The following is a 25,304-nucleotide window of genomic DNA, read 5'->3' on the forward strand; positions in this document are numbered from 1 at the left end:
GACCCGCCCGCCGGGTGGTTGCTGCGGTCCGGTCAGTCGCGGGTGCAACGGCTGCCGGGCTGCACGCCCCGCACCGTCGGATAACACTGGAAGACGAAGTCCGCGGCATCGTCGCTCACGTACCGTCCCACGCAGGCGTTCCGGGTCACCAGCCCCTTGCTCCGGCAGTACTCCACCGCCGCCCGCCCGGTCGCGAAGTCCGGCAAGTAGAACACCCAGTACCCGGGGCGCAGGGCGGCGAACCGGTCGCTGGACAGCACCCGGACACCGGACAGCCCCCGGGCCCGCAGCGCCGCCGCCTGCTGCTCGCGGGCCGTGTTGCCGAGTGACCTCTCGACGGACGCGAGCTGGGCGATCCAGGTACCGGCCGGCCCGGCGTCCGGCGGGGCGGCCGCGCTTCGCGACGGGTCGGTCCGCCCCGGGACGCCCGACGCGGAAGCCCCGGCCGAGGGCGGCCCCGAAGGAGGACGGGAGGGCGAGGCCGCGGCCCCGACTGCCGGACGTGCGCGGTCCCCCGTCGCCCGCGGTCCGTCACCGCCGCCCTCGCTGAGGGCCAGGAACAGCGCGGTGGTCGTGATCACCGCCACGACGACGGCGACCACGGCCACCACGAGCGCCGCGCGGGACCGGCCCGCTGCGGCCGGATCCGCCCCGGCGCGCGGCTCCGCAGCCCCCTGACCCGGCGCGGAGGGACCGGGCGCCGTCACGGTGGCCCCGGTCCACTGCGGTGTCCGGCCGTTCTCCACCGCGGCGAGCAGTGCGTCCAGCTGGGCGGGATCGGGCCGCTCGCGCGGCTCGCGCACCAACAGCGCGGACAGCACCGGGGCCAGCGGCCCGGAGCGTGCTGCCGGTGGCACCGAGTCCTCCAGGACGGCGGTCAACGTCCCGAAGGTCGTGGTCCGGCGCAGCGGGCTCACCCCTTGCACGGCCACGTACAGGACCAGGCCCAGGGACCACAGGTCGGAGGCGGGGTCGTCGTCGGAGCCCCGGACCCGCTCGGGGGCCATGTACTCGGGCGAGCCGATCAGCTGTCCGGTGACGGTCAGCGTTCCCGCGTCCCGCAGCGTGGCGATGCCGAAGTCGGTGAGGACCGCCGAACCGTCCTCGCGCAGCATGATGTTGGCCGGCTTGACGTCCCGGTGGTGGACCCCGGCCGCGTGCGCGGCGCACAGCGCGGACAGCACCTGGCGGCCGAGCCGGGCGGTCGCCACCGGGTCGAGCGGCGACTCGGCCGTCCGGTCGTCCAGGGTGCGGCCGGGCAGCAGCTCCATCACCAGCCAGGGCTGCGGCACCTCGCCCGTGTCGGGGTCCGGAGGCGACTGCACGACCTGGTGGATCGTCACCACATGGGGGTGGTGGATGCGCCCCAGGGCGCGGGCCTCCCGCAGGACGCGCTCGCGCAACACTTCGCGGTCCCGGTCGGAGAGTCCCGGATGGGACGCCCTCATCTCCTTGAGCGCCACCTCACGGCCGAGCACCGCGTCCCGGGCCCGCCACACGGTGCCCATGCCCCCGCTGCCCAGTCGTTCAAGCAGCTCGAACCGTCCGTCGATGATGTCGCCGGGCGCGCCCAACGTTCCCCCTCCGCGCCGCCGATGGTCCCTGGGCCAGGGTAGAGGGGCCGCGGGCGCTCCGCTAACCGGCACGGGCTGCCGTGGGCGATGGGACACCCGGGCTCGCCCGACCACCCCGCACCCCGGATGATCAGGCCATGTCCCCACGCGCCGCCTTCGTCGTCCGTTCGGTCCGCACCGAAGAACTGCCCCGTCTCCAGGAGGTCGAGCGGGCCGCCGGGCGCGCCTTCGCGGACATCGGGATGCCCGAGATCGCCGAGGACGATCCGCCGTCGTTGGACGAACTCGCCCGCTTCGTCGCCCTGGACGCCTGTTGGGTCGCGGTCTCCCGCGGAACGGGGACGGTCGTGGCCTACCTCCTCGCCGAGCCGGTCGACGGCGACCTCCACGTCGAGCAGGTGTCCGTGCACCCGGAGGCGGCACGCAGGGGCGTCGGCCGGACGCTGCTCGACCACGCGGCGGCCCGTGCGGGTGCCGTCGGCGCCGCGGGGTTGACCCTGACCAGCTTCACCGAGGTCCCCTGGAACGCGCCCTACTACGTCCGGATCGGCTTCCGGGTCCTCGACGAGGACGAACTGACCCCGGGCTTGCGGGAGATCCGGCAGCGGGAGGCTGCGCACGGCCTGGACCGCTGGCCGCGCGCCGTGTTGTGGCGTCCGGTCGGCGCCGGGCCGTCCGCGTGAGGCCCCGGACGCGGTCCCCGTCCCCGTCCCCGTCCCGGTCCCGGTCCGAGTGCGGGTGCGTACGAGGACCGGCCGGCGCTCGGGTTGGCTGAATCCCGCACACGGCCGGCGCAGCGCGTCAGGGCGATGGCATGCTCCCCGACATGCATCAACAGCTGGGCAGGACGACGTCCGGGACGTGGGGACGCCTCGCGTGCGCCTGGGCGCTCGTCTTCGCCGCACTCCACTTCTTCTGGGCGCTGGGCGGCGGCTGGGGCCTGAGCGTCTCGGCGGGTCCCCTCGCCGAGGAACGCCCCTGGTGGTTCGTGCTGGTGGGCCTGTGGGGAGTGGGACTGCTGTGCCTCGTCGCCGGGGCGCTGGGACTGTTGCTCGCGGGGCCGCCGCCCGGCGGCCCCGCGGGGCGCGTGGTCAAGGCCCTCGGCTGGTGCGTCTGCGTGGTGCTCCTGGTACGCGGCGTCGTGGTCGAGGTGGTGTTGCTGACCGACGCCGGGGGCCGGCAGTTGGACGTGGGCCCGGAGCAGCGGCTGTGGACGCTCCTGCTGTGGAACCCCTGGTTCCTGATCGGCGGACTGGCCTTCGGTCTGGCGGCACGGGCGTCCGGACGGGCGGGGCGGGCCCGGTAGCGGCGCCCGCCCGGTGGGACGAACGGTTGGCCGGCCCGGCTCCGGGGCGTTCCTTCGAACCGGGCCGGCGGGGCTGCTCGTCCCTAGATCCCGAAGGGCGCCGCGTACCGTACCGTCCCGCCGGGCAACGGGTGTTCCGGATCGAGGGCGAGCGCCATCAAGGCGTCGTCGGGGACGTCGAGCGGGATGCCGATCCCGTGGGCCGAGGCGCGTGCGAAGCCGAACCTCGGGTAGTACTCGGGATGCCCGAGGACCACGACGAAGTGCTCGCCCCGCTGCGCCGCGGCGGCCAGTACGGCGCGGACCACGGCGGAACCGGCCCCGGTCCGTTGGTGGGAGGGACGCACCGCCACCGGGGCCAGGCACAGGGCGGGCACCGCCGCGATGTGGCAGCGGGTCAGCAGGGCGTACCCGACCGGGTCACCGTCGGCGTCGACCGCCACCAGCGACAGTCCGTCGATCCATGCCGGGTCGAGCCGCAGCGCGTCCACGAGGTCAGCTTCCGCCGGGGTGTCGAAGGCCGCGAGGTTGATCCCCCGAACGGCGGTGACGTCCGCTTCGGTCTCGACGCGGGTGGTCCAGGTGGAGTGTGCGTTCATGGGGTGCGGTCCACTCTCACTCGGGCGTACGGGTGGGGTTCGAGCGCATGGTCTCACTCCTGCGGGGTCGGTGCCTCCTTCGCCGCGGGGAGAGCCGGGGAACCGCCGGGGGTCGCCGCTGGACGGGACCGCACCCGCCGGGGCCCGCGCAGCTCCGGCGTGGTGACGCCCACTGCGACGACCGCACCGAGACAGAGCAGACCACCGCTGACCAGGGCCGTCGCTCCCGAGGTGGCATCGGCGACGAGCCCGGCGCGTAGATTGCCGAGGTCGGGTCCGGCCTGGCCGACGATCTGCTCGGCGGCGGCGACCCGGCCGAGCAACTCCGTCGGGGTGTGCGACTGGACCACCGTCCCGCGGGCCACCACGGACACCGTGTCGGCGGCTCCGGCCAGGACGAGGAAGGCCAGCCCCACCCAGGGGTCGGACGCCGCCCCGAACAGCGCGAGCGCCACCCCCCAGACGGCGGACGAGACCAGCATGACGACACCGGGCCGGGGGAGACCGGTGAAGGCGCCGGACAGCAGGGAGGCGGCGACCCCACCGACGGCCAGGGCGGTGAGGAAGAGACCGAGGGTGCTCGGATCGCCGCCGAAGTGTTCCGCGTTGGCCAGGGGGAAGAGGCTGACGGGCATCGCCAGCAGGGTGGCGGCGAGGTCGGTGAGCAGGGCGCCGCGGATCACGGGTGTCCGGGCGAGGAAGGCCAACCCGTCCAGCACGCCGTGCACCCCGGGGCGGGCTCCCGCGCCACCCGGCTCCATCCGCGGCAGCCGGAACACGGCGTAGAGCGCGGCCGTGAAGCTCAGTGCGTCGATCGTGTAGCAGGCGCCCACTCCGAGCGTCCCCGCGACCACTCCGCCCAGCGCGGGGCCCAGCAGGAGGGCTCCCTGGAAGGCGATGCGGCTCAGCGCGAGCCCCGCGGCCAGTTGGTGCGGGGGCAGCAACAGGGGGAGGAAGGAGCGGGTCGCCGGGCCGTTGCCGGCCACGAAGCAGGACTGGACCGCGACGAGCACGAGCAGCCCGGCGGGCGGCAGGGGGGCGAGGAACCCCTGGAGGGCGAGCAGCAGCGAGCACGCCACCTGCCCCGCGGTCATGAGGAGGGAGAACCTCCGGCGGTCCACGCGGTCGACGACCGCCCCGGCGAAGAGTCCGAGGACGATGAGGGGGAGTGCTTGGGCCAGACCGACCGCTCCCGACCAGACGGGGCTCTCCGTCTCCTGCCACACCTGGAACATCACGGCGACCAGGCTCATCTGACCGCCCAGCCCGGACAGCGTGCGCCCGATCCACAGTCGCCGGAACGGCGCGTTGCTCCGCAACGGGGTCACGTCGAGCAGTGTGGTGCTGAGCTTCACGGGTCTCCCTGCACCGACGGCGGCACCGTAACGACGGGGAACGGGAGGCTTGCCCTCACCGGGCCCGAAGAGGCAACCTAGTGCGCGTCGGCCCGAGGCGCCAAAGACGCCCCGGGCTGCGGACTTGCGCGTCCTCGGGTGGCCCTGACGGTCCGGCGGCCCGGTCGTTCGGCGCCCGCCACCGGGCGGGTGCGCACGGCGATGAGACTTCTCTCAGGTGGGGCCCGGTTTCCACCCGGTCGGACTATCGTCGCGGGGGTCAAACCGTCCCGTGTCGTGACGAGAGGGGAGTGCGGTGCCGTGGGCTCGGGGCCGGTCCCTTCCGATGTCCGGCCGGTACGTGCTCTGAGCAAAACCATCGTAAAGGTCCAGACCTATTGACCCCCCTGGTCTAGTCCTCTTAAGGTCTGGCCACTGCGTCACCCCAGCTTCCACCGGCGCACTCCCTCCGTTTCTCTTCGGCTCCCTGACATCCAGTCACGGGGTCAACGCGTCAACCCCAGACGCGTCTTGCGCACGAACCGCGACTCCTGTCGTCGCGGACCCCCACCAGGAGGATCTGAACGTGCTGTCTTCCAAGCGGGCCAAACCGGCGTTGTTCGCCGCCGGTGCGGTCGCGATCGGCGCCATGCTGGCCGGAACCCTCACTTCCGGTGTCTCGCAGGCCGCCTCCCAGGAGAACTGTCGCCCCGAGGGGCTTTACTCGACGCCCGGCGTAGACGTCCCCTACTGCTCGGTGTACGACACCGAGGGCCGCGAGAAGATGGGCGCGGACCACCAGCGCCGCATCATCGGCTACTTCGCCAACTGGCGTACCGGCAAGGACGGCAGGCCCGCCTTCCTCGCCAACCAGATTCCGTGGGACAAGATCACCCACATCAACTACGCCTTCGCGAGCATCGATTCCGCCAACAAGATCAGCGTGGGCGCCGATGGGCCGGAGAACGCCAACACGGGGATGACCTGGCCGGGCGTCGCCGGTGCCGAGATGGACCCGGCGCTGCCTTACAAGGGTCACTTCAACCTGCTGAACAAGTACAAGAAGCTGCACCCCGATGTGAAGACGCTGATCTCCGTCGGTGGTTGGACCGACACGGGCGGCTTCTACAAGACGGCCACCAACGCCGACGGTTCGGTCAACGAGGCGGGGATCAACACCTTCGCCGACTCGGCCGTCGACTTCATCAAGAAGTACGGGTTCAACGGCGTCGACATCGACTACGAGTACCCGACCTCGATGAAGGACGCGGGCAACCCGAGCGACTGGCCCGAGGCCAACGCCCGGCGCGCCGGGCTCATGAAGGGCTACGCCGTCCTCATGAAGGTCCTGCGCGAGAAGCTCGACCGCGCGGGCGCGGCGGACGGCAAGCACTACCTGCTGACCGTGGCGGCCCCGTCCTCCGGTTACCTGCTGCGCGGCATGGAGACCTTCCAGGTCCAGAAGTACCTGGACTACCTGAACATCATGTCGTACGACCTGCACGGCACCTGGAACGAGCACGTCGGTCCCCAGGCCGCCCTGTACGACGACGGCAAGGACTCCGAGCTGGCCGGCGCCAACATCTACGGCACCGCCCAGTACGGCGGGATCGGCTACCTCAACACCGACTGGGCGTACCACTACTTCCGCGGCTCGATGCCGGCCGGCCGGATCAACATCGGTCTGCCCTACTACACCCGCGGCTGGAAGAACGTGCAGGGCGGCACCGACGGACTGTGGGGCAAGGCTGCTGCCACCTCCTGCCCGCCCGGTTCCGGTCTGACCAAGTGCGGTGAGGGCGCCGTCGGCGTCGACAACATCTGGCACGACAAGGACACCAACGGCAAGGAGTCCCCCGCCGGGTTCAACCCGATGTGGCACGCCAAGAACCTGGAGAAGGGCATCGTCCCGGACTACCTGCCCAAGTTCGGGCTCGCGCCGGACACCAAGCTCCAGGGCCAGTACGCCCGCAAGTACGACTCGACGCTCGTCGCGCCGTGGCTGTGGAACGCCGAGAAGAAGGTCTTCATCTCCACCGAGGACGAGCAGTCCATCGGAACGAAGGCCGACTACGTGGTCGACAAGGGCCTCGGCGGCACGATGATCTGGGAGCTGGCCGGCGACTACGACTGGAACGCCACCAAGAACCAGTACGAGCCCGGCAGCACGCTGACCACCCTGCTCTACAACAAGTTCAAGGCCGCCAAGGCCTACGGCGCCAAGAAGTCGAACATCGCGATGCCCACCGAGGCCGTCAAGGTGGACGTGGACTTCGGCGGGTTCAAGCTCGGCGACCAGAACTACCCCATCAGCCCCAAGCTGAAGATCACCAACAACACCGCGGCGACCCTCCCGGGCGGCACGGAGTTCCAGTTCGACTACGCGACCTCGGCGCCGAACAACGCCAAGGACCAGTCCGGATTCAACGCGTCGATCATCCGCAGCGACCACACGGGTCCGAACGTCGGTGGCCTCAAGGGTGACTTCCACCGGGTCTCCATGAAGATCCCGGCCTGGCAGTCCATCGCGCCGGGAGCCTCGATGGAGATGGACTTCACGTACTACCTGCCCGTCTCCACGCCGTCCAACTGGACGGTCACCATCGCCGGCAAGACCTACGGTCTCGCCGGTGAGCTGGCCCGCGGCACCACGGTCGTCGAGCCCGGTGGCGGCACGTCCGGCGGCACCAACGGCACGACGTCGGGCACGACGTCCGGCACCACCTCCGGTACGACGTCCGGCACGACGTCGGGCACCACCTCCGGTGGCACCTGCACCGCTCCCCCGTGGAGCGCCGGTGGCGAGTACGGCGGTGGCCAGACGGTGAGCCACAAGGGCAAGCAGTGGAAGTCCAAGTGGTGGACGAAGGGCGACGAGCCCGGCACCACCGGTGAGTGGGGCGTGTGGCAGGACCTCGGTCCCTGCTGATCTGACCTCCGACTGACCATTCGCTGACCGGACCCGGCGGCGCGGGCTCATCCCGCGCCGCCGGGTCTTCGCGGTGCGGCCGACCCGGCTCGTCACCTGATCGGCTTCGCCGACGACCCCGACGCCCCGGGGTGCCTAACCGGAGGCCACGGCGATCGGCTTGCGGTAACGGACGTACTCGTTCCGGGGCCGGAACCCCACACTCCGGTAGAGGTCGTAGGACCTGTGCGCATTCGCCGCGCCGGTCGACAACCGGGCCGTCCCGGCTCCGTGCCGGCGCAGACAGCGCAACCCGTCCAGCAGCAACGCCCGACCGAGTCCCCGACGTCGTGACTGTGCCCGGACGCTCAGTTCTTCGACCTCGCCCACCGTGGGGCCGTGCCGACGGGTGGAGCACAGCACGACCCCGGCCGGCTGCTCCCCGTCCCAAACGGCCCACCAACAGGTCGGATCGGCTGTGGCGAGGAAGCTCTCGAACGTCCACCGTCGGGTGAAGACGCGCTGGTAGCCGTTGGCGAGCAACAGAGCCGTCGACTCCTCCTCGGAGGTCGTGGCGTTCGCGCCGATCACGGCCGCCCGGACGGTTCCGTGCTGCTGCACGAGCCGGTGGATACGGCGCTCGGCCCAGTGGAGCAGGGCTGATCCGACGCCCCGGCCCCGGTGTTCCGGGAGGAAGACGTAGCCGGGCGCCCGCTCCCGCGCCGTGGGGCTGCTGCTGCCGGTTCCGGCCGCAGCAAGACCTCCGTTGCTCCGGATGCGCGGCGTCCTCGACCACGGAAGCGTAGGTCGTGCCGATCGGCCGGCGCTAGTCGTCCGTGCGCCGCTGCGGACGCGGGATCAGGTGCGGGGCACCGGTCTGGGGGTGGGGGATGACGTCGCACGTCAGCCCGAAGACCTCCGCCACCAGGTCCGCCGTCAGGGTCTCGACGGGGGCGCCCTGCGCCACCACCGCACCCTCCTGGAGCACGATGAGGTGCGTCGCGTAGTGCGCCGCCTGGTTGAGGTCGTGCAGCACCGCCGTGATCGCCCTGCCCCGTCGGTGCAGCTGGGCGCAGAGTTCGAGCAGGTCGTACTGGTGCGCCACGTCCAGGTACGTGGTGGGTTCGTCCAGCAGGACGTGCCGGGTGTCCTGGGCCAGGATCATCGCGATCCACGCCCGCTGCCGCTGGCCGCCGGACAACGCCGAAGCGGGCGTGTCCGCCAGCTCGGTCAGCCCCGTGTGGCGCAGCGCCCCCTCGATGTGCCGGTCGTCGTCGGGCGTCCACTGGCGCAGCAGCGTGTGGTGCGGGTGACGCCCTCGCTGGACGAGGGCCCGTACCGTGATCCCGGCCGGTGTCTGCGGGTTCTGCGGCAACAGGGCCACCTGCCGGGCGAACTGCTTGCCGCGCAGGGAGTGGATGTCCGTCCCGCCGAGGGTGAGCGTCCCGGAGGCCGGCTTGAGGACCCGGGCGAACGCCTTCAACAAGGTGGACTTCCCGGAACCGTTGGGTCCGATGATCGCGGTCAGGCCGTCCGTCGGCAGGTCCACGCTGACCCCGCGGACGACGGGCCGCCCGTCGTACGAGAGCGTGATGTCCCGGGCGGACAACCCGGCGGCGGACCGGTCCCGTTCGGCGGCGGACACATCGGGCTTCGAGGTCACAGGGTGCCCTTCTTCCATTCGCGGATGAGCAGGTAGCCGAGGTAGATGCCGCCGATGCCCATCGTGTAGATGCCGACGGGCAGGTCGTCGGTGAGCGGCATGTGCTGGGCCGCCAGATCGGCCAGGACCAGCAGCACCGCTCCGGTCACGGCGGACACCATGATCCGGGGGCCGGGAGCGGGCGCCAGCCTGCGCGCGATCTGCGGGGCGGTCAACGCGATGAACGCGATGGGGCCGGCGACGGTCACCGCGCCCGCTGCCAGCGCGGTGGACAGCACCACGGCGGCGGTGCGGGTGCGCTGCGGGTCGGTGCCGAGGGCGGTGGACAACTCGTCGCCCATCTCGCCGATCGTCAACCCGCGGGAGAGCAACAGCGTCAACGGCACGGCGACCAGCAGCAGCGTCCAGATGGTGCTGACGTCGGTCCAGCTCCGGGTGGCGAGACTGCCGTTGAGGTACGAGGTGAGCACCGTCGCCTGGTCGCGCTCCACCGCGTACACCACGTACTGGGTCACCGCCGCCGCCAGTGCGGCCACGCCGATGCCGGCCACCACGAGCCGGCCCGGGTCACGAAAGCCCGTCCCGGTCGCCGCGTACACCACGCCCATCGCGCCCACGGCACCCACCAACGCGCCCACCGACACCGGGAACCCCGGCGCGAGCAGGGCCACCAGTGCGGCTCCCGCGCCGGCACCGCCGCTCAACCCGATCACATCGGGGCTCCCCAACGGGTTGCGCGTCACGGACTGGAACAGCGCGCCCGCCACGGCGAACGCCGCGCCCGCCCCGATGCCGGTCACCAGACGCGGGCCGCGGAGCCGGTTGACGATCAGCTTGTCCATGCCCTCGGCGCCACCGGTGACCGCCGACGGCAGGTCCGCCAGCGCGATGCCCAGCCGCCCCAGGGTGAGGGTGGCCGCGGACGCCACCGCGAGCAGCACCAGCAGACCGGCCGAGACCAACAGCGCCCGGCCGTCCACGGGCAGGGCCACCACCCGCCCGAGCCTCAGCCGCGCCGGTGGGCGCGAGGGGGCCACGGGCTCCGTGGGGGAGCCCGGGTCCGGCACGGTACGGGTCTTCATCGTCCACCCCTCATCGGCTGTGTGCGGAGCCCGGCGACCTGCGCCGTGCCCCGCGGTCCCGGCACCGTGCACGCGTGCGGCACGTGCGCCCTTCCTGCGGTCCCGCTCACAGCGAGTGCTTCATCCGACGCAACGTGATCAGCAACGCGGGCGCGCCCACGAAGGCGGTGACGACGCCGACCATCAGTTCCTGCGGCCGCAACAGCACCCGGCCGATGACGTCCGCGGCCAACAGCAGCACCGGCCCCACCAGCGCGGCCAGCGCGATCTGCCAGCGGTGGTCCGGTCCGACGAGGCCGCGCACCACGTGCGGCACGGCGAGCCCCACGAAGGCGATCGGGCCGGCCGCCGCGGTCGCCGCGGCGGCGAGCAGCACGGCCGCGCCCCAGCCGAGGGCCCGGGTCACCGCCGGGTTCGCCCCCAGCGAGGTCGCCGACTCGTCGCCCAGCGCCAGGGCGTTGAGCGCGGGCGCGACCAGGACGGCGATCAGCAACCCCGTCGCGGCGAACGGCAACACGGACCACAGCACGTCGAAGTCCCGCCCGCCGAGGGCCCCGACGACCCAGTAGCGGTAGTTGTCGAACGTCTGCGGACGGCTCAGCGTGACGGCCTGGATGTAGGCCATCAGCACCGCCGTCAGCACCGCGCCGGCGAGCACCAGCCGCACCGGACTGGAGGAGGCCCCACTGAAACCGATCAGGTGGACCAGGGCGCCGGCCACCAGGGCACCGGGCAGTGCCCACCACATCGCGGACGAGGAACCCGTGGCGCCGAGGAACGCCGTGGCGGTGACCACGCCCGCCGCCGCACCGGTGTTGACGCCGAGCAGTCCCGGCTCCGCCAGCGGATTGCGGGTGATGCCCTGCATCAGCGTTCCGCACACCGCGAGGCACGCCCCGGCGAGGACGCCGAGCAGCGTGCGTGGGTAGCGGCTCTCGACGACGGTCGTCAGATGCGCGTCGGCGTCACCGGACAGCACGTCGAGGACGTCGCCCGCGCTGGTACTCATGCTGCCGAACATCACACTGGCGAGGGCCGCCGCCACCAACAGCAGCGCGGCCCCCACCAGACAGAGCACCAGCCGTGGAACGCCCGCGCGCGAAGCGGTCCTGCGCGCGGGCGGGCTCACCGGGATCGTCATCCGTCGTCGGTCCTACTTGCCGGACTTCTCGATGGCCTTGTCGATCAGCGGCAGGTACCGCTCGATGCTCCACGGCACGGTCAGCGGGTTGATCATCGAGGAGGCGGTGACGAAGGGGTTCTCGGCACCCGCGACGACCGCGCCCTTCTCGATCGCGGGGATCGCCTTGTACAGCTTCTGCGACTCGATCTCCTTGCGGTTCTTCTCGTCCGAGTAGAACGTGAAGATCAGATCGCTCTTGGCGAGCTTGTTGCCGTTCTCCAGGCCGATCAGCGAGGAGTCGGTGCCCTCGACCTCCTTGAAGGTGTCCGCGACCGGGTCGGCCTTCAGACCGAGCGAGGACACCACGGCGACGCGCTGCTCCTCGGTGCGGAACACCCCGAGCGTGCCGGGGCCGGTGTTGTAGATGTACGAGAAGGTGTGCTTCTTGTACTCGGGACGGCTCGCGGCGGCGTCCGCGAACGTCTTCTCGATCTCCTTGACGAGGACCTTGCTCTGCTCCGGCTTGCCGAGCGCCTTGGAGACGATCTCGATCTGCTGGTCCCAGTTGGTGCTCCACGCCTTGCCGGGGTAGGCGACCGTCGGTGCGATGTCCGTGAGCACGTCGTACTGCTTCTGCGTCACACCCGACCAGGGCGCCAGGATGACGTCGGGCTTCAGCTCCGCGATGGCCTCGATGTCCAGGTTCTCGCCACCGGTGAACTGCTTGGGGAGCTCGTCGCCCTTCTTCGTCACCGCCTCGTGGATCCACGGCATGTAACCGGTCTTGTCGCTGCCCCACTCGTAGCGCTCCATGCCGACCGGCGTGTGGCCCAACGCGATGGCGGTCTCCGTCGAGCCGTGCCCGAGGGTGACGACCCGCTTGGGCTGCTCCGTGATCTTGGCGGTGCCCAGCGCGTTCTTGATGCTGATCGGGAAGGCGCCCTTGCTCTCGGCCCCGCCGGAGGACTTCTTGTCCTCCTCCTCGGCGGAGCAGCCCGTGAGGACGAGGACGAGGGCGGCGGCCGGGACGACGGCGAGCGCCCGCAGGCCCGGACGGGTGGAGGTGAAGAGCATGAGGGTTCCTCTTGTCGGATGGCCCGGCGTGACGAGGGGCATGCCGCTGCGGCCACGAAGGCGTGGCGGGACGCGGGCGAGCCCGGGCGAGGCCGGTGAACTAAGGGGACCCTAAGTCTTTTGTAGGGTGAACATCAAATCTGGCCAGCCGGGACGGAATCCGGCCGTTGTCCGACCGGGCGGGCGGCAGAGCACGGTAGGGCGCGGGTGCCACGGCTGCCGGGTCCGGGGCGTCGGACCCGGACCCGGCAGCACGGTCCGATCAGACCACCGCACCCGACTTGTCGCGCTGCTGCGGACGCACCCGGGGCTCACGCCGTCGCTCCGGTCGCCGGGACTGGAGGATCACGGCGAGCGGGAGCGCGGTGAACACCGTGGACCCGATGCCCAACAGCACCCCGGCCAGCAGCGCCACGGAGAAGTCGGCCAGCGAGTCCCCACCGAGCACGGCCAGCGCCACCAGCACGAACAACGCCCCCATGCCCGTGTTCACCGTCCGGGGCAGGGTCTGTGCGACGGCCTGGTCCGCGAGGTCGGGCCACGCACCGCGGGGCGCACCCCGCCGCAACTCCCGCAGCCGGTCCAGCACGACGACGGTGTCGTTGACGGAGTACCCGACCACCGTCAGGAGCGCGGCCAGGAACACGCTGTCGACCGGCTTGCCGAGCCAGGCGAACAGACCGACCACCAACAGCACGTCCTGCACCATCGAAGCGACCGCGGCCACCGCGAACGTCCAGCGGAACCGGACGGCGAGATAGGCGAGTTGCGCCGCCACCGCGACGGCCAGCGCGATCAGCGCGTGGGTGCGCAACTCATTGCCGAGGCTCGGCCCGATCCGGTCGTCACGCACCACGCTCGCCCGGCCGCCGACCTCGGCCAGCGCCTCCTTCACGGTCTGCTGCTCGTCGTCGGTCAGTTCCGTGATCCGTACGGTGATGTCGCTGTCACCGGACGACTGCACCACGGCACGCGGGAACCCCGCGTCGGCGACCGCCTGCCGTGCCGTGTCCGCGTCGACGGTCTGCTCGGTGGTGTACTGCACGAGTCGGCCACCGGTGAACTCGACGCCGAACTCCAGACCGCGCACCCCGATCCCGGCGAGCGCCACCAACAGCAGACCGCCGCAGATCCCCAGCCAGCGCCGCCGCCGGTGCATCAGCCGCGGCGGGCGGTGCTCCAACCGGGTCCGCACCCGGCCCTTCATCGTCATGCCCGTCCACCCGGGGCGCCGCCGGACCGCTCCCCACTTCAGGGCCCACTCGGCGAACAGCCGGGTGATGAGCATCGCCGAGACCAGCGACGCCAGCACACCGATGGCGAGGGTCACCCCGAACCCCTTCACCGGCCCGCTCGCGAAGACGAACAGCAACCCGGCCGCGAGCAGCGTCGTGACGTGCGAATCGGCCACCGCGCTCCACGCCTTGCTGAACCCGACCCGCAGCGGGCGACGCAGATCGGTCGTGCGGGCCGTGGGCCGCAGGTACTCCTCCCGAGCCCGTTCGAAGACCAGCACGTTCGCGTCCACGGCGATGCCGATCGCCAGCACGAAACCGGCGAGCCCCGGCAGGGTCAGCGTCGCGCCGAGCGTGACCACCGCCGCGTAGGAGATGAGGCCGTACAGCCCGAGTGCCAGCGTCGCCAGCAACCCCAGCAGCCGGTAGACGACGGTGATGAACACACCGGTGCACACCAGACCGATCACCGCGGCCAGCGCGCTCGCCCGAATCGCGTCCGCGCCGAGCGTCGGACCGACCGTGCTCTGCTCCACCGTGGTCACCGGCACGGGCAGCGCCCCGCCCTTGACCAGAGCCGCCAGATCACGTGCCTCGTCCGCTGTGAAGCCACCGGTGATCTGCGCCGAACCGCCCGTGATCCCGGTGTTGCAGGGCACCGACTGCTCCATGCCCGGTGCCGACACGACCTTGTCGTCCAGCACGATCGCGACCCGCCGCGCCGGGTCGCCGGGCGCCTGGCACGCCGCCGCTCCGGTGATCCGGGCCCAGTTCTTGCCCGCGTCGTCGTGGAAGGACAGCGAAACCGACCAGCCCCGGGCGCCCTGGGTGTCGAAGGACGTGTCGGCGTCCTTGACGCCCGCCCCGGTGAGCGCCGGCGGACCGAGTCGCAGGAAGCTGCCCGGTGCATCCGGGTCGGGCAGCGTCCGGGAACCGTCCGCGCCGGGCGCGTCCGCTGCCCGGTCCGCCACGCCCTCCACCGAGTGGAAGGTGAGCTGCGCGGTGCGGCCGATGACCTTGGCGGCCTCCCGGGGGTCCTGGACCCCCGGCAGTTCGACGACGATGCGTCGTTCGCCGGAACGTGCCAGCGAGGGTTCGGCGACCCCCAGCGCGTCCACCCGCTGGCGCAGCACCTCCAGCGCGCGGTCGGTCGCGGCGGCGTCCGCCTTGACGGTGGGGGAGTCCCGGGTCTCCAGCACGATCCGGGTACCGCCCCGCAGATCCAGCCCGAGCCGGGGCTCGGTGGTCAGGGCGGCCAACAGGGACAGGGCGACCACGGCGAACGCGGCCAGTGCGCGCCAGAGAGGGGCACGAGATTTCATGAAGGCTCCACGGAGCGTCACACGGGCACGGTGGCGCCCGCGGACATGCAGGACGCGCGGGGTGCGAACCGCACCGCACGCGGGGACGGGAGGACGTCGTCCCCGACTCCGGGCAGGCCGGAGGGCGGGGCGGTGGACGTCTCGGGCGTCAACTGCTCCGGAAGAGGGGCGGTGCGCGGGTGCTGCGCGGACCGGACGAGGGCTCGGGCGGTCCGCGCTCCCGCCAGGAGGCGACGACCGTGCCGCGGGGTGCGGGGGCGGCGTGGACCGCGGTGACCGGACCCGCGGGCGCGGGCGGATGAAGGGCCGGCCGGCCGCTGTGCTCCCCAGACACCGTGAGCTGCACGGCGGTCACGGGCCCCGACAAGGGTTCGGCACGGAACGCGGCCGGACCGCTCGACGGCTCGGCCGGGCGGGGCGCCGGCCCGGAACGTGCCCACGGCTGTGGGTCCGCGTCCGCCCCCACCGCGACCGTGCTCCCGGGAGCACGGTCGGATCCGGTGGCGATCGCGGCGGGTCCACACGTATGGGACAGGGATACGAGGGCACTGCCGGCCGCCACCGAGGGGAACGCGGTCACGAGGAGGAGCAGCACGCCCCACACCAGGGCGGGGACGACTCCGCGTGCCGTCGGCCGGGTCCGCTGTCGCACGCTGTCCTCCCCTCGGTCACCGGACGTCCGTCCGACCGTCCCGTTGCTGCGTCGTCTCACCGCGCGCGGGAACGAACCCGGTGCCGTGCGGCACCAGCGTAGGCGAACCGGCGCCCGCCCGGGGCCCGGAGCGGACCCTCATGGCCGGTCTTGTTCCGCGCCCGTGCCGATGGCACCCTTCCGACAGGTGACCGGCACCATGCCCACAGGGGGAAGCATGACCTTCACACGAGCCGTGACCATCCTCTCCGTCGCCCTCACCGCGGCGCTCCTCGTCGCCGGTGCCGCCGCGAGCGCGCACGCGAGCGCGGGGGACAAGAAGGTCGAGGTGATCAAGGCCGCCGAGTAGGCCCGGACACCCCTGCCGTCGGGCCCGGGGCGAGCGCGACGAGGTCCGGACGGGCTGCCCGTCCGGACCTGGTGGCGTGCCGCTCAGGCCGCCACGGAACCGCCGTTCTCCTCCCCCTGGTGCGCCTCGGGGCGGCTGCGCGTGGAATAGGCGTAGGTCAGCACCAGTAGGAGCGGACCCCACAACATCCCGGGGGCGATGCAGAGGCGGGCCAGTACCTGCCAGCCGCCACTGGTGAATCCGGCGACGTCGCCGAAGCCGAACCAGCCCAGCAGCGCGTACCCCCAGAAGGCCGTCGTGGCCAGACCGCCGAGGGTGGCGGGGACGATCACCGCGAGGGGAGGAATCCGCTTCCCTCCGACGAACGGCAGCCAGGAGGGGGCGACCTCCCCCCAACCCCGTACCAGTGCGAAGGACAGCAGCGCCAGCGCCTCCGTGATCAAGCTCAGCCCGAAGACGTAGGGGACGGACACCCACCAGGACGACGGCATCGATCCTTCGCCGTCCATCCCCATCTCGAAACCGAAGGCGAACGGCAGTCGCCAGAGGCACTGGGGGAGCAGGAGCAAGGGGATCGCATGGGCGAGGGCGGAAGCCCACTGCGGGACCGGGCGTCGGGTGCCGTGGGCCGTGGTGGTCGGGTGGGATCCGGTGAGGGCTGTCATGGCTCCAGCCTCGGGGACCTGGGGCGCCCGGTCGTCATGCCGGGGTGGTAGCCACCTCCGCCGGGAGGAGGGGCCGGCATCAGACTTCGGAGCTACCGGGTCACGTCGCCTTGCCCGAGGTGTCCCGGGGGCACGACCAGCGGTCCAGATAGGCCGTCACGGCCTTCAGGTCGCCCACCCCGGTGCGCAGCCCGATATGGCCGTCGGGCCGCACCAGCAACAGCGTGCCGTCCGGCAGCGCCCGCCGCTGCTCGGCCGCCGGTCGGACCGTCAGATGCGCCACCGGCAGGGCGTACCGCCGGGTGAGCGCGCGCAGGGCCACGGCGCCCGCGGCGGCTCCGCCGTCCGCGCCGATCCGTAGCAGCGTCCACTGGCGGTACGACAACAGGTCGTGCAGTCGCCGGTCGCCCTCGTCGGTGGTCACCGGCAGATCGGGGAGCCGGTCCCCGGGACCCGGGCCGCCCCACAAGCCCCGGCGGCCCGCGGACAGCCCACTGGCGCGGTGGTCGCGGACGAAGTCGCTGAGCCGGTCGGCCCCGCGTCGCACGATCCGGTCGCTGCTCATCATCAGGGGCAGCAACAAGCGGATCGCGGCGAAGGTGGCACGGTTCGGCGGCAACTCCACGACGTTGCGGCGCATGGCACGCATCACCGAGCGGGCCGTGCGCCGCTGTTCGCTGTCATAGGTGTCGAGCAGTGCGTCCGGGGCCCAGCCGTAGTGGACGGCGGCGAGCTTCCAACCGAGGTTGTGGGCACCCAGCAGACCGGTGTTGAGGCCCCGGCCGCCGATCGGCGCCCACACATGGGCGCTGTCCCCGACCAACAGGGCCCGGCCCTCACGCAGCCGCCCGGCGATCCGGTCGTGGAACCGTGCACGATTCGCCCACCGCGGTTCCGACGGCTCCAGCCCGACCACCGGTTCCCCCGTCGCCGCCGCCACGACGGCCTCCATCTCCGGAACGCTCGGCGGCTCCCACCGGTCGGGATCGGGATCGGGGAGGAACGCGTAGAACCTGGTCGCGCCGCCGGGAACCGGCCCCGCGACCAGGGTGACCCGGTGGTTGATGAAGATCTGCGTCACGTCCGCCCGGTACGGCTGGCCCCACCGGGGACGGGCGTTGAGCTGTACGCACTGCAAGTTGGTGCGGCGCTCGCCGTCGAAGGGGATGCCGAGCGTCCTGCGGACCAGGCTCCGCGAACCCTCACAACTCACCACCCAGTGCGCACCGACCGTGCGGACCCGGCCGTCGGGACCCCGCAGGTCGACCTGCGCGCCCTCGGCGCCGACCTGGACGCCGATGCCCTCGGTGGACCACCTCACCTCCGTTCCCAACTCCTGGAGACGGTCCCGCATCAGTGCCTCGACTGCGTCCTGCTCGATGGCCAGGGGCCCCGGGAAGCCGGTGTGCTCCATCTCCATCTCCTGGACCCCGGCGACACGCCCCCGCACCCGGAACTCGCCCTGGCGCAGGCGCAGTCCACGGGCCACGATCGCGTCCGCGCAGCCGAGGTCCCGCAGGGTCTCCTGGGCCCGCTGCCAGATGACGCTGGCCCGGGGCTCGTGTTTGGTGTCGGCGCTCCTGTCCACGACGAGGACGTCCAGGCCGTACACCCGCAGCGCGATCGCCAGGGCCAGGCCGGTCGGTCCGGCCCCGATCACCACCACGTCCCGGGTGCTGCTCACACCGGGCTGCCCGCGCGGATGAACTCCACCAGACGGGCGTAGCTGTCGCCGCCGTGTCCGGCCTCGACCGCGCGGCGTGCCAGGCCCTCGAACACCTCGGGCAGACCCGATCTGACCCCGCGCAACTCGCTCGCGTGGGACAGGACTTCCATCGTGCGCAGATGGAGGTCGAGGTCGAACTCCTCCCCCGGATAGCGCCCGGCGTCGATGTGCGGGGCGTACGCGTTCATGAACGCCCGGACCGACCCCATCCAACGGTCCGCGATCTCGGTGTACGCCTGCGCGCTCACCCCGCCGCCGGGGCCGTCCGCACCGATCAGCGCCACCGCGTGCAACCAGCCCGTCAGGGTGCCCCAGAGCTGGCTCAGCAGAGCGGTGTCGTACACGGAGGGCAGTGCGGGATCGGTGCCCACGTACAGGGGGTCGCCCAGCGCGGAGAGCGTGTCGCGGTGCGCCGCGAAGGAGTCGGCGGGGCCGCCGTACAACAGCATCGAGGTGGAGATGCCCACGCCCGCCGGAGTCGTGAGGATCACCCCGTCGAGGTAGTCGGCGGCGGCCCGCTCCACCAGCGCCGCCACCTCGCGGGCCTGTACCGGGGAACCGGAACTCAGATTGACCACCGTCCTCCCGCGCAACTGCGGCACCAGCGGGGCCAGCACCTCCTCGACGGCGTCGTACGAGGCCAAGCACAGCACCACGACCGGACTCGCCATGACGGCCGCCGCCGCCGTGGGCTCCTCCCGCGCACCGTCCTCGACCAGGGCCGCGCCCCGCCCCAAAGAGCGGTTCCACACCGTCGTCGGATGACCGGCCGTCAGGAACGCGCCCGCCAGCGCCACCCCCATCGGTCCCAGCCCGAGGACCGTCACCTTCGCCCGCATCGCTTCGCCTCCTCAGTCTTCACCGCAGTCTTCACCGCGGGGCCTTCCCACCGCGTCGCACCCAGCCGGCGTCCATGGATCGCTACTGAACGTAACGGGGCCGTCGGGTCCGCCGTGCCCGGGCAACCGTCTTATAGCTCGAAAGAAGTATTTATGATGCTTGCTGACGAACCGTGGGCAGGCTCCGGACGTGACTGACGATCTTGGGCCCGGCACAGGGGCGTTGACGCCCGGACATTCCTACTCCACGGCCCCCCGGGGGAGTTCGGTGCGCGTGCCGTTCCCCCGTGCTCCGCGGCCCGCTCCGGTCCACCACGACGTGCGCCAGCTCAGCGGACCGCGTCTCGTTCCGCGCGCGTCGGAGGCCATCGGATGAGCGTCTTCGACCTCCCCCGGCTCCACTTCGCGGGCACCGCCACGACGCGCCTGCCGACCGGGTTGCGCTGCGGCCTGGTGGACCTCGCGACCCACCGCGTCCACGACGACGACGGCCCCGTCCCCCCGGACCGCCCGACCACCGAGTACCGGGACTTCCTACGCCGGCGCGGCCCCCGCCACACCGCCGCCGGACGACCGGACCCGGACGGCGGGTTCAGCGCCGCCGAAGGCTGGGACTTCGGCGGCAACGGCCACTTCTGGATGGACGCCCGGGTCGTCGGCGTCGAGACGACCCCGCTCGACCAAGGCCCCTCGGGAACCGGAGCCGCCGTCGAGCGGGACGACCCCGTCGTGGGCACCCACGTCGACGTGTGGGGCCACTACAACCCGTACCTCCAGACCACCGTCAACCGGGCGCGGATCTTCGACCTCGACCCCGCCTCCCGCTGGACGGCGGCCCTCATGGTCGGTCGCTTCGGCGTCGGCCGCCGGGGCCGGTCGCACGACGACGGCTACCTGCTGACGGGCGGGGTCGAAGGGTACGCTCCGCCGCGCTGGGTGGGTTTCCAGCACGTTCGGGACGTGGGCGATGACCCGCTCGCGCACCTCGCCCCGGAGCTCGGCTACAGCGCCGTGCACCAGTTCACCGTGGCGTACGACGCGCTCGACTGGCTTCCCGGCGCAGACGCCTCGGCGGCGGTCGCCGCGCTGCGCGGCGCGCCGGGGGAGGCCGACGGTCTCGTCGTCCAACTCGCCCTCGACTGCGCGCTCCCGCCCCGTTCACCCGGCACCTTCCCCACCTGGCGGGTGCGGGGAACGATCGCCCCGTGGCACGCCCACGAACCCCGGACGCACCCCGCAGGACGACAACTCGTCCCCGTGCCCGCCGGACCGCTACGGCAACTCGCGGCCGAGGTGGCCCTCGGCCGCGCCGCCCTCAACCTGGTCACCGCCGTGCCCCTGACCTCGCGCACCGAACACCGGGACGGTCCCCGGCGCCCCGGGCCACCGGTCGACCTCGGCGACCTCGAACTGCGCACCGCGGTCACCGGACGGTTCGTCGCCCGGTTCCCCGCCGACACCTATCTGCGGGACACCACCCACGGCATCGTCTCCGTACCGGCCGCCCCCGACTGGCGCGCGGCGCAGGACGAGGCGCTCCACCTGGTCCGCGTCACCGAGCGGGGCACCGAGGTGCTGCTCGTCGAGCGGGAGACCACCGTCCACGTCGACGACCCCTTCCTGGTGCTGCACCACCGGGACCGTGCCCGGCAGCGCGACCACCAGGTGGCCGTGCCGCTGCGCACCTACCACCGCGGACGGCCCGCCGGCGCCACCGTCCACGTTGCCCAGTACCACAACCCCCGTGCCCTGCCCGGTGATCCCGTGGCCGGCTCGCCCCGGGCGCGCTGCGGCGACGCCGTGCTTCTCGGCACCCGGGGCACCGACGACTACGGCCCCGGGTGCACCGTCACCACGGGCCCCGACGGACGCGGGCACCTCACCCTGCGCGGTGAGCGTGCCGGCACCTGCCGCGTCCTGCTCACCACCCGACCCGACGACGCACCGCCCACCGACCTCACGGCGCCCGGATCCGCCTGGACCGCCTACGACGACGAGGACGCCCTCGACTACTGGGCCGGGGCCGACCACCTCGCCGTGCGGGTGCTCCCCGACGACTGGCACCTCGACGAGATCCCCCGTGAGCAGGTCGACTTCGCGTTGCTCCACCGGGAAGTACTGGCACTCTACGAGCACGTGTCCTCCTTCATGCGCACCGAGGTGTTCTCCCTCAGCGACCGCTGCAAGGTCGAGACGTACGCCCAGCTCGCCTGGCAGATGTGCGACCCCGCCAACCGCTCCAAGACGTACTACATGCCCCCCACCCGCGACCTCTCCGACCCGAAGGCCCGACTGTTCCTCGCCTTCCTGCGCAACCAGCAGTCCCGCGTCACGCCCCCGCGCACCGCCCCCGCACGCCTGCCCACCGAACCGGCCATCACCACCCGCAGCGCCCTGCGGACCGCGCTCACCCAGGCCGCCGCGTTGGAACTCTCCGTCATGCTCCAGTACCTGTACGCCGCCTACTCGGTCCCCACCCACGGCGCGGGCCTCGCCCTCGTCCGCCGCGGCGACTGGACCGAACGGCAACTCGCCCTCGCCTGTGGCTCCGGGGGAGAAGGACTGCACGACGGAGTCCGCGGCACGCTGCTCAACGTCGCCCGCGAGGAAATGATCCACTTCCTGCTGGTGAACAACATCATCATGGCGATCGGCGAACCCTTCCAGGTGCCCGTCATCGACTTCACCACCATCGGCGCCGAGCTCCCGATCCGGCTCGACTTCGCCCTGGAGCCCCTGAACCTCGGCAGCGTGCAGCGCTTCATCGCCATCGAGCAGCCCTCGGCACTCACCCCGCGGCTCACGCCCGCCGCCGCGGCGACCCCCCCCGACCGCTTCACCTGGGGCTCGATCAGCGAACTGTACGCGGGCATCCGCGAGGGACTCACCCGCGTCCCGGACCTCTTCCTGGTCGACCAGGGACGCGGCGGCGGTGAACACCACCTGTTCCTGAGGGAGTCCGTCAACACCGTCCACCCCGACTACCAGTTGGAAGTCGACGACCTCACCAGCGCACTCTTCGCGATCGACATCATCACCGAGCAGGGCGAGGGAGCCGTCGAGGACGGCCGGGCGTCCGCCGCCGAGCGATCCGGGGAACCCTCCCACTTCGAGGCGTTCCTAAGGATCGAGGACGCCCTGACCTCGGAACGCGTCCCCGGCCCCCTCGGAAGGCCGGTTCCCTGGAACCCCGCCTACCCCGTGCTGCGCAACCCCAGCCTGCGCCCCGGCGACGGCATCCGCACCGAGATCACCGACCCCACCGCGCGGTCCGTCGCGACCCTGTTCAACCGTTCCTACCACCTCGCGCTCCAGCTGATGGCCCAGCACTTCGCCCAGAGCCCCGACGCCAGCCTGCGGCGCTCCAAGCTCATGAACGCCTCGATCGACGTCATGACCGGGATGATGCGACCCCTCGGTGAACTCCTCGTCACCCTCGACTCCGGCCGGCACGGCCGCACCGCCGGCCCCACCTTCGAGCTCGACGCCCCACCGGTCGCTCCGCCGCGCCCCGACGTCGCCCACCGGGCGCTCGCCCTCCGGTTCGCCCACCTCGCTGCCGCGGCCCGCACCTGCCCGCCCGTTCCCGACAAGGTCCCCGAACTGATGGAGTTCTACGCGGATTTCTTCCGTCGCCTCGGCACCGGCTGAGCCCTGATCGACGGGGTGCGGGGGGCTGCATCGGCGGTCCGACCCCGTAGGGTCCGACCATGAGGACCGAGCAGACGCGGCGGACGGCCACCTCAGACGACGCTGCGGAAGCCGTCCACCGCACGCTCGTCGAGGGCCCGGCCGATCTGACGGGCCCCGACGTGCCCGGCATCGTGTACGGCTGTCTCAGGCAGGACCCGCAGTGCCCGAGCCTGGACGAGACCTTCGCCGACTGGCGGCCCGTGCACGCGGACGTCATCGACCCCACCCCGTCCCCGCCCGCGGTGGTCGCGGGGACCACCCGGGCGGGGACGCGCCGCTGACGGCACCGTGGCCGTCAGCGGTGCTCACCCCGGTGGACTGCGGGGCTCAGTCGACCGACGACGCAGCCGGCGCCGTGACGTCCGGCCGGCCCGGGCCCCCGGTCGGGAAGGCCGCCCGGTCGCTCCAGTCGTCGTCGAACGGCGGCGCCGTGTCCGTCCAGCGCTGCGCGACGGACGTCGTGTACCGCACCACGGCACCCTTCGCCCAGCCGTCGTGGTCCCGGACGGCCACCGTCAGCGTGCCCAGCGGCGCACCGGTCTTCGCGTCGAACACGATCCGGAGTTCGGTCAAACCGCCGGACTCGGGCACGGCCACGCCCCGTCCCGGACGGCCCGAGCGGTCCTTCACCGCCCCGAGGGACCGGACACCGGGGCTCTCGGCCAACGCCCGGTACGCGGCGGCCCGCAGCTCCGTGCCGCTCGGCAGGTGGACCGCCAGGTTCACCAGCGTCGTCGTCACGATCCACGACACCACGTCGTCGGGCGCGCGGTACTTCTGCTTCGTCGCCGCCCGCACCCGCTCAAGCAACGCACCCGCCTGCGTGGGGAGGTCCCGCAGGTCGCCGGGGCCCAGTGCGCCGATCGGCTCCACGTCCCAGCCGCCGCCCGGGGCGTCACGCTGTAGGAGGCCGCCCGCGCGGTGGCGCAGCGAACCGCCGCCCGGGACCTTCCAGGTCCGCGGTGAGCCCGCCGCCCGCCACGCCCGCGCGTCCTGCGCCGTGGCGGGCCGGGTGCCCATGTCCGTCTGGTCCGACCAGTGGTCCTCCTTCGTGCGGGCCACCCAGCGGCGGGTGGTGGTCCGCTCGTCCACGACGTACGGGGTGCCACCCGCCCCCGTCACCCGGTGCAACTCCCCCCGCGACTCCTCCTGGAACCAGTACGCGCCCCGCCGCTCGCCCCGGACACGCTCCAAGGCGGCCGCCGCGGCCAACAGCACGTCGTTGCCGACCTCCGCGCCGTCCTCGGTCCCGGGGCCCGCCCCGGGCCGCGCCCCCGGGTCGGCGCCGGAACCGGAGCCGTCAGCCGGGAGCACCGCCACGGCGACCGCCGCCGCCACGGCCGCGGACACCAGCCCGGCCCCCCAGCCCCGCCGCCCCCGGCGCGGCGCGTTCGACGTCACCTCGACGCCCTGGTGGTCGGACGTACGCCTCAGTGCCTGGGCCAACTCCCGTCGGCGCACCGCCGGCTCGGGGGCGGCGTCGCCCGCCAACTCCGGTGGCCGGGCCGCCGTCAGCCTGGCCATCACCTTCCGCTCGCGCTGCCTCATCCTCGTGCTTCCTCTCGTACGAACCGGCCCGTCAGGGCGGGGGAGGGCGACGTGACCGTCGTGGCCTCGACCGCCCGGGTCAGGCGTCTGCGCGCCCGGTGCAGCCGCACCCGCATGGTCGCCGCGGAACAACCGACCACCCGTGCGGCCTGCGCGGGCGTCAGGCCCTGCCACGCGGCGAGCACCAGGACTTCGCGGTCCTCGTCCGCCAACGCGGCCAGCCCGGCCAGCAACGCGCTGCGGTCCGCCACGTCCTCGGCGATGTCGCCCGTGCCCTGCTGGCCGGAGCGTGCGGCCCAGTCCTGTAGTTCGGCCGCCAACGAGGCCCGCCGAACCTCCGCGCGCACGGTGTCGCGCAGGACGTTGCGCGCCACCCCCAACAGCCACGGCAGCGGATCGGGCGGTACGTCCTCCCAACGCCGCCAGGCGATCGTGAAGGTCTCGCTCACCACCTCGTCCGCGATCTGTCGGCCCGCCCTGGTCACGACATAGGCCCACACCCGCCCGCGACAGGCGTCGTACATTGCGGTGAAGCGGTCCGCATCATCGGCCACCGCCCGCACCTCCGTCCCTCCGGGTCTCTCTCACACCGGGAAGTGGTGCGGGCGGGCC

Annotated in this window: 20 protein-coding genes and 1 pseudogene; 6 read left to right on the top strand and 15 right to left on the bottom strand. The window is 72.6% G+C overall.

The genetic code is table 11. The features are described 5' to 3' along the window. Positions 1-32 precede the first annotated feature (32 nt). Positions 33-1,574: a serine/threonine-protein kinase gene (locus ACFV88_RS31975; RefSeq protein WP_385495596.1), complete on the bottom strand. Its 1,542-nt coding sequence runs from the start codon at positions 1,572-1,574 to the stop codon at positions 33-35. 137 nt (positions 1,575-1,711) lie between these two features. Here ACFV88_RS31975 and ACFV88_RS31980 point away from each other — a divergent pair, with 137 nt between their 5' ends. Beyond that, positions 1,712-2,257 carry a GNAT family N-acetyltransferase gene (locus ACFV88_RS31980; protein ID WP_385495597.1) on the top strand — a complete coding sequence of 182 codons (546 nt, stop codon included), beginning with the start codon at positions 1,712-1,714 and terminating at the stop codon, positions 2,255-2,257. A gap of 143 nt (positions 2,258-2,400) precedes the next feature. Then, positions 2,401-2,880, top strand: coding sequence for a DUF3995 domain-containing protein (locus tag ACFV88_RS31985; protein WP_385495598.1), 480 nt, complete (start codon positions 2,401-2,403; stop codon positions 2,878-2,880). Positions 2,881-2,963: 83 nt separating this feature from the next. Here the strand turns inward: ACFV88_RS31985 and ACFV88_RS31990 are convergent, their stop codons facing one another. Together ACFV88_RS31990 and ACFV88_RS31995 are read right to left on the bottom strand one after the other, a co-directional pair. Next, entirely contained in the window at positions 2,964-3,479 is a 516-nt protein-coding gene (locus tag ACFV88_RS31990; RefSeq protein ID WP_385495599.1) for a GNAT family N-acetyltransferase, read from the bottom strand. Between the two features lie 53 nt (positions 3,480-3,532). Then, positions 3,533-4,834, bottom strand: a complete 1,302-nt coding sequence (locus tag ACFV88_RS31995) for an MFS transporter (protein ID WP_385495600.1) — start codon at positions 4,832-4,834, stop codon at positions 3,533-3,535. 628 nt (positions 4,835-5,462) lie between these two features. On the opposite strand from ACFV88_RS31995, the gene ACFV88_RS32000 reads away from it, so the two are divergent. Continuing rightward, a complete protein-coding gene (locus ACFV88_RS32000) occupies positions 5,463-7,742 on the top strand; it encodes a chitinase C-terminal domain-containing protein (RefSeq protein ID WP_385495631.1) in 2,280 nt (759 codons plus the stop codon). 135 nt (positions 7,743-7,877) lie between these two features. Here ACFV88_RS32000 and ACFV88_RS32005 read toward each other — a convergent pair. The 7 genes and pseudogenes from ACFV88_RS32005 to ACFV88_RS32035 all read right to left on the bottom strand — a co-directional run. After that, positions 7,878-8,426, bottom strand: a pseudogene (locus tag ACFV88_RS32005) (GNAT family N-acetyltransferase); the annotation flags it as partial. A 121-nt stretch (positions 8,427-8,547) separates the two neighbouring features. Beyond that, a complete protein-coding gene (locus tag ACFV88_RS32010) occupies positions 8,548-9,384 on the bottom strand; it encodes an ABC transporter ATP-binding protein (RefSeq protein ID WP_385495601.1) in 837 nt (278 codons plus the stop codon). After that, the gene (locus ACFV88_RS32015; protein ID WP_385495602.1) at positions 9,381-10,466 is read right to left on the bottom strand and encodes a FecCD family ABC transporter permease; all 1,086 of its coding nucleotides are present in this window, start codon (positions 10,464-10,466) and stop codon (positions 9,381-9,383) included. The genes ACFV88_RS32010 and ACFV88_RS32015 overlap by 4 nt, the downstream gene beginning before the upstream one ends. 106 nt (positions 10,467-10,572) lie before the next feature. Next, complete coding sequence (locus tag ACFV88_RS32020; RefSeq protein ID WP_385495603.1) at positions 10,573-11,607, bottom strand: FecCD family ABC transporter permease; 1,035 nt, start codon at positions 11,605-11,607, stop codon at positions 10,573-10,575. Between the two features lie 12 nt (positions 11,608-11,619). Then, positions 11,620-12,663 carry an iron-siderophore ABC transporter substrate-binding protein gene (locus tag ACFV88_RS32025; protein ID WP_385495604.1) on the bottom strand — a complete coding sequence of 348 codons (1,044 nt, stop codon included), beginning with the start codon at positions 12,661-12,663 and terminating at the stop codon, positions 11,620-11,622. A 262-nt stretch (positions 12,664-12,925) separates the two neighbouring features. After that, positions 12,926-15,220, bottom strand: coding sequence for a protein translocase subunit SecD (gene secD, locus ACFV88_RS32030; protein WP_385495605.1), 2,295 nt, complete (start codon positions 15,218-15,220; stop codon positions 12,926-12,928). Positions 15,221-15,368: 148 nt separating this feature from the next. After that, complete coding sequence (locus tag ACFV88_RS32035) at positions 15,369-15,872, bottom strand: hypothetical protein (protein WP_385495606.1); 504 nt, start codon at positions 15,870-15,872, stop codon at positions 15,369-15,371. 217 nt (positions 15,873-16,089) lie between these two features. Between ACFV88_RS32035 and ACFV88_RS32040 the strand changes: the two genes are divergently transcribed. Further along, a complete protein-coding gene (locus ACFV88_RS32040) occupies positions 16,090-16,221 on the top strand; it encodes a hypothetical protein (protein ID WP_385495607.1) in 132 nt (43 codons plus the stop codon). 83 nt (positions 16,222-16,304) lie between these two features. On the opposite strand, the gene ACFV88_RS32045 is transcribed toward ACFV88_RS32040, so the two are convergent. From ACFV88_RS32045 to ACFV88_RS32055, 3 genes are all read right to left on the bottom strand, one after another. Then, positions 16,305-16,886 carry a hypothetical protein gene (locus ACFV88_RS32045; RefSeq protein WP_385495608.1) on the bottom strand — a complete coding sequence of 194 codons (582 nt, stop codon included), beginning with the start codon at positions 16,884-16,886 and terminating at the stop codon, positions 16,305-16,307. A 100-nt stretch (positions 16,887-16,986) separates the two neighbouring features. Further along, positions 16,987-18,570 (bottom strand): FAD-dependent monooxygenase, encoded by a 1,584-nt coding sequence (locus ACFV88_RS32050; protein ID WP_385495610.1) that lies wholly within the window; start codon positions 18,568-18,570, stop codon positions 16,987-16,989. Further along, positions 18,567-19,451 carry an NAD(P)-dependent oxidoreductase gene (locus tag ACFV88_RS32055; protein ID WP_385495611.1) on the bottom strand — a complete coding sequence of 295 codons (885 nt, stop codon included), beginning with the start codon at positions 19,449-19,451 and terminating at the stop codon, positions 18,567-18,569. The genes ACFV88_RS32050 and ACFV88_RS32055 overlap by 4 nt, the downstream gene beginning before the upstream one ends. A gap of 372 nt (positions 19,452-19,823) precedes the next feature. Here ACFV88_RS32055 and ACFV88_RS32060 point away from each other — a divergent pair, with 372 nt between their 5' ends. Beyond that, positions 19,824-23,102 (top strand): ferritin-like domain-containing protein, encoded by a 3,279-nt coding sequence (locus tag ACFV88_RS32060; RefSeq protein ID WP_385495612.1) that lies wholly within the window; start codon positions 19,824-19,826, stop codon positions 23,100-23,102. Positions 23,103-23,161: 59 nt separating this feature from the next. Beyond that, complete coding sequence (locus ACFV88_RS32065; RefSeq protein ID WP_385495613.1) at positions 23,162-23,425, top strand: hypothetical protein; 264 nt, start codon at positions 23,162-23,164, stop codon at positions 23,423-23,425. Positions 23,426-23,471: 46 nt separating this feature from the next. Here the strand turns inward: ACFV88_RS32065 and ACFV88_RS32070 are convergent, their stop codons facing one another. Then, positions 23,472-24,692 (bottom strand): CU044_5270 family protein, encoded by a 1,221-nt coding sequence (locus ACFV88_RS32070; RefSeq protein WP_385495614.1) that lies wholly within the window; start codon positions 24,690-24,692, stop codon positions 23,472-23,474. After that, positions 24,689-25,246, bottom strand: a complete 558-nt coding sequence (locus ACFV88_RS32075) for an RNA polymerase sigma factor (RefSeq protein WP_385495615.1) — start codon at positions 25,244-25,246, stop codon at positions 24,689-24,691. Before ACFV88_RS32075 ends, ACFV88_RS32070 begins: the two co-directional genes overlap by 4 nt. Between the last annotated feature and the right edge of the window lie 58 nt (positions 25,247-25,304).

Origin of the sequence: Streptomyces sp. NPDC059816 (genome assembly GCF_042732055.1) — a bacterium.
Classification (GTDB): Bacteria; Actinomycetota; Actinomycetes; order Streptomycetales; family Streptomycetaceae; genus Streptomyces.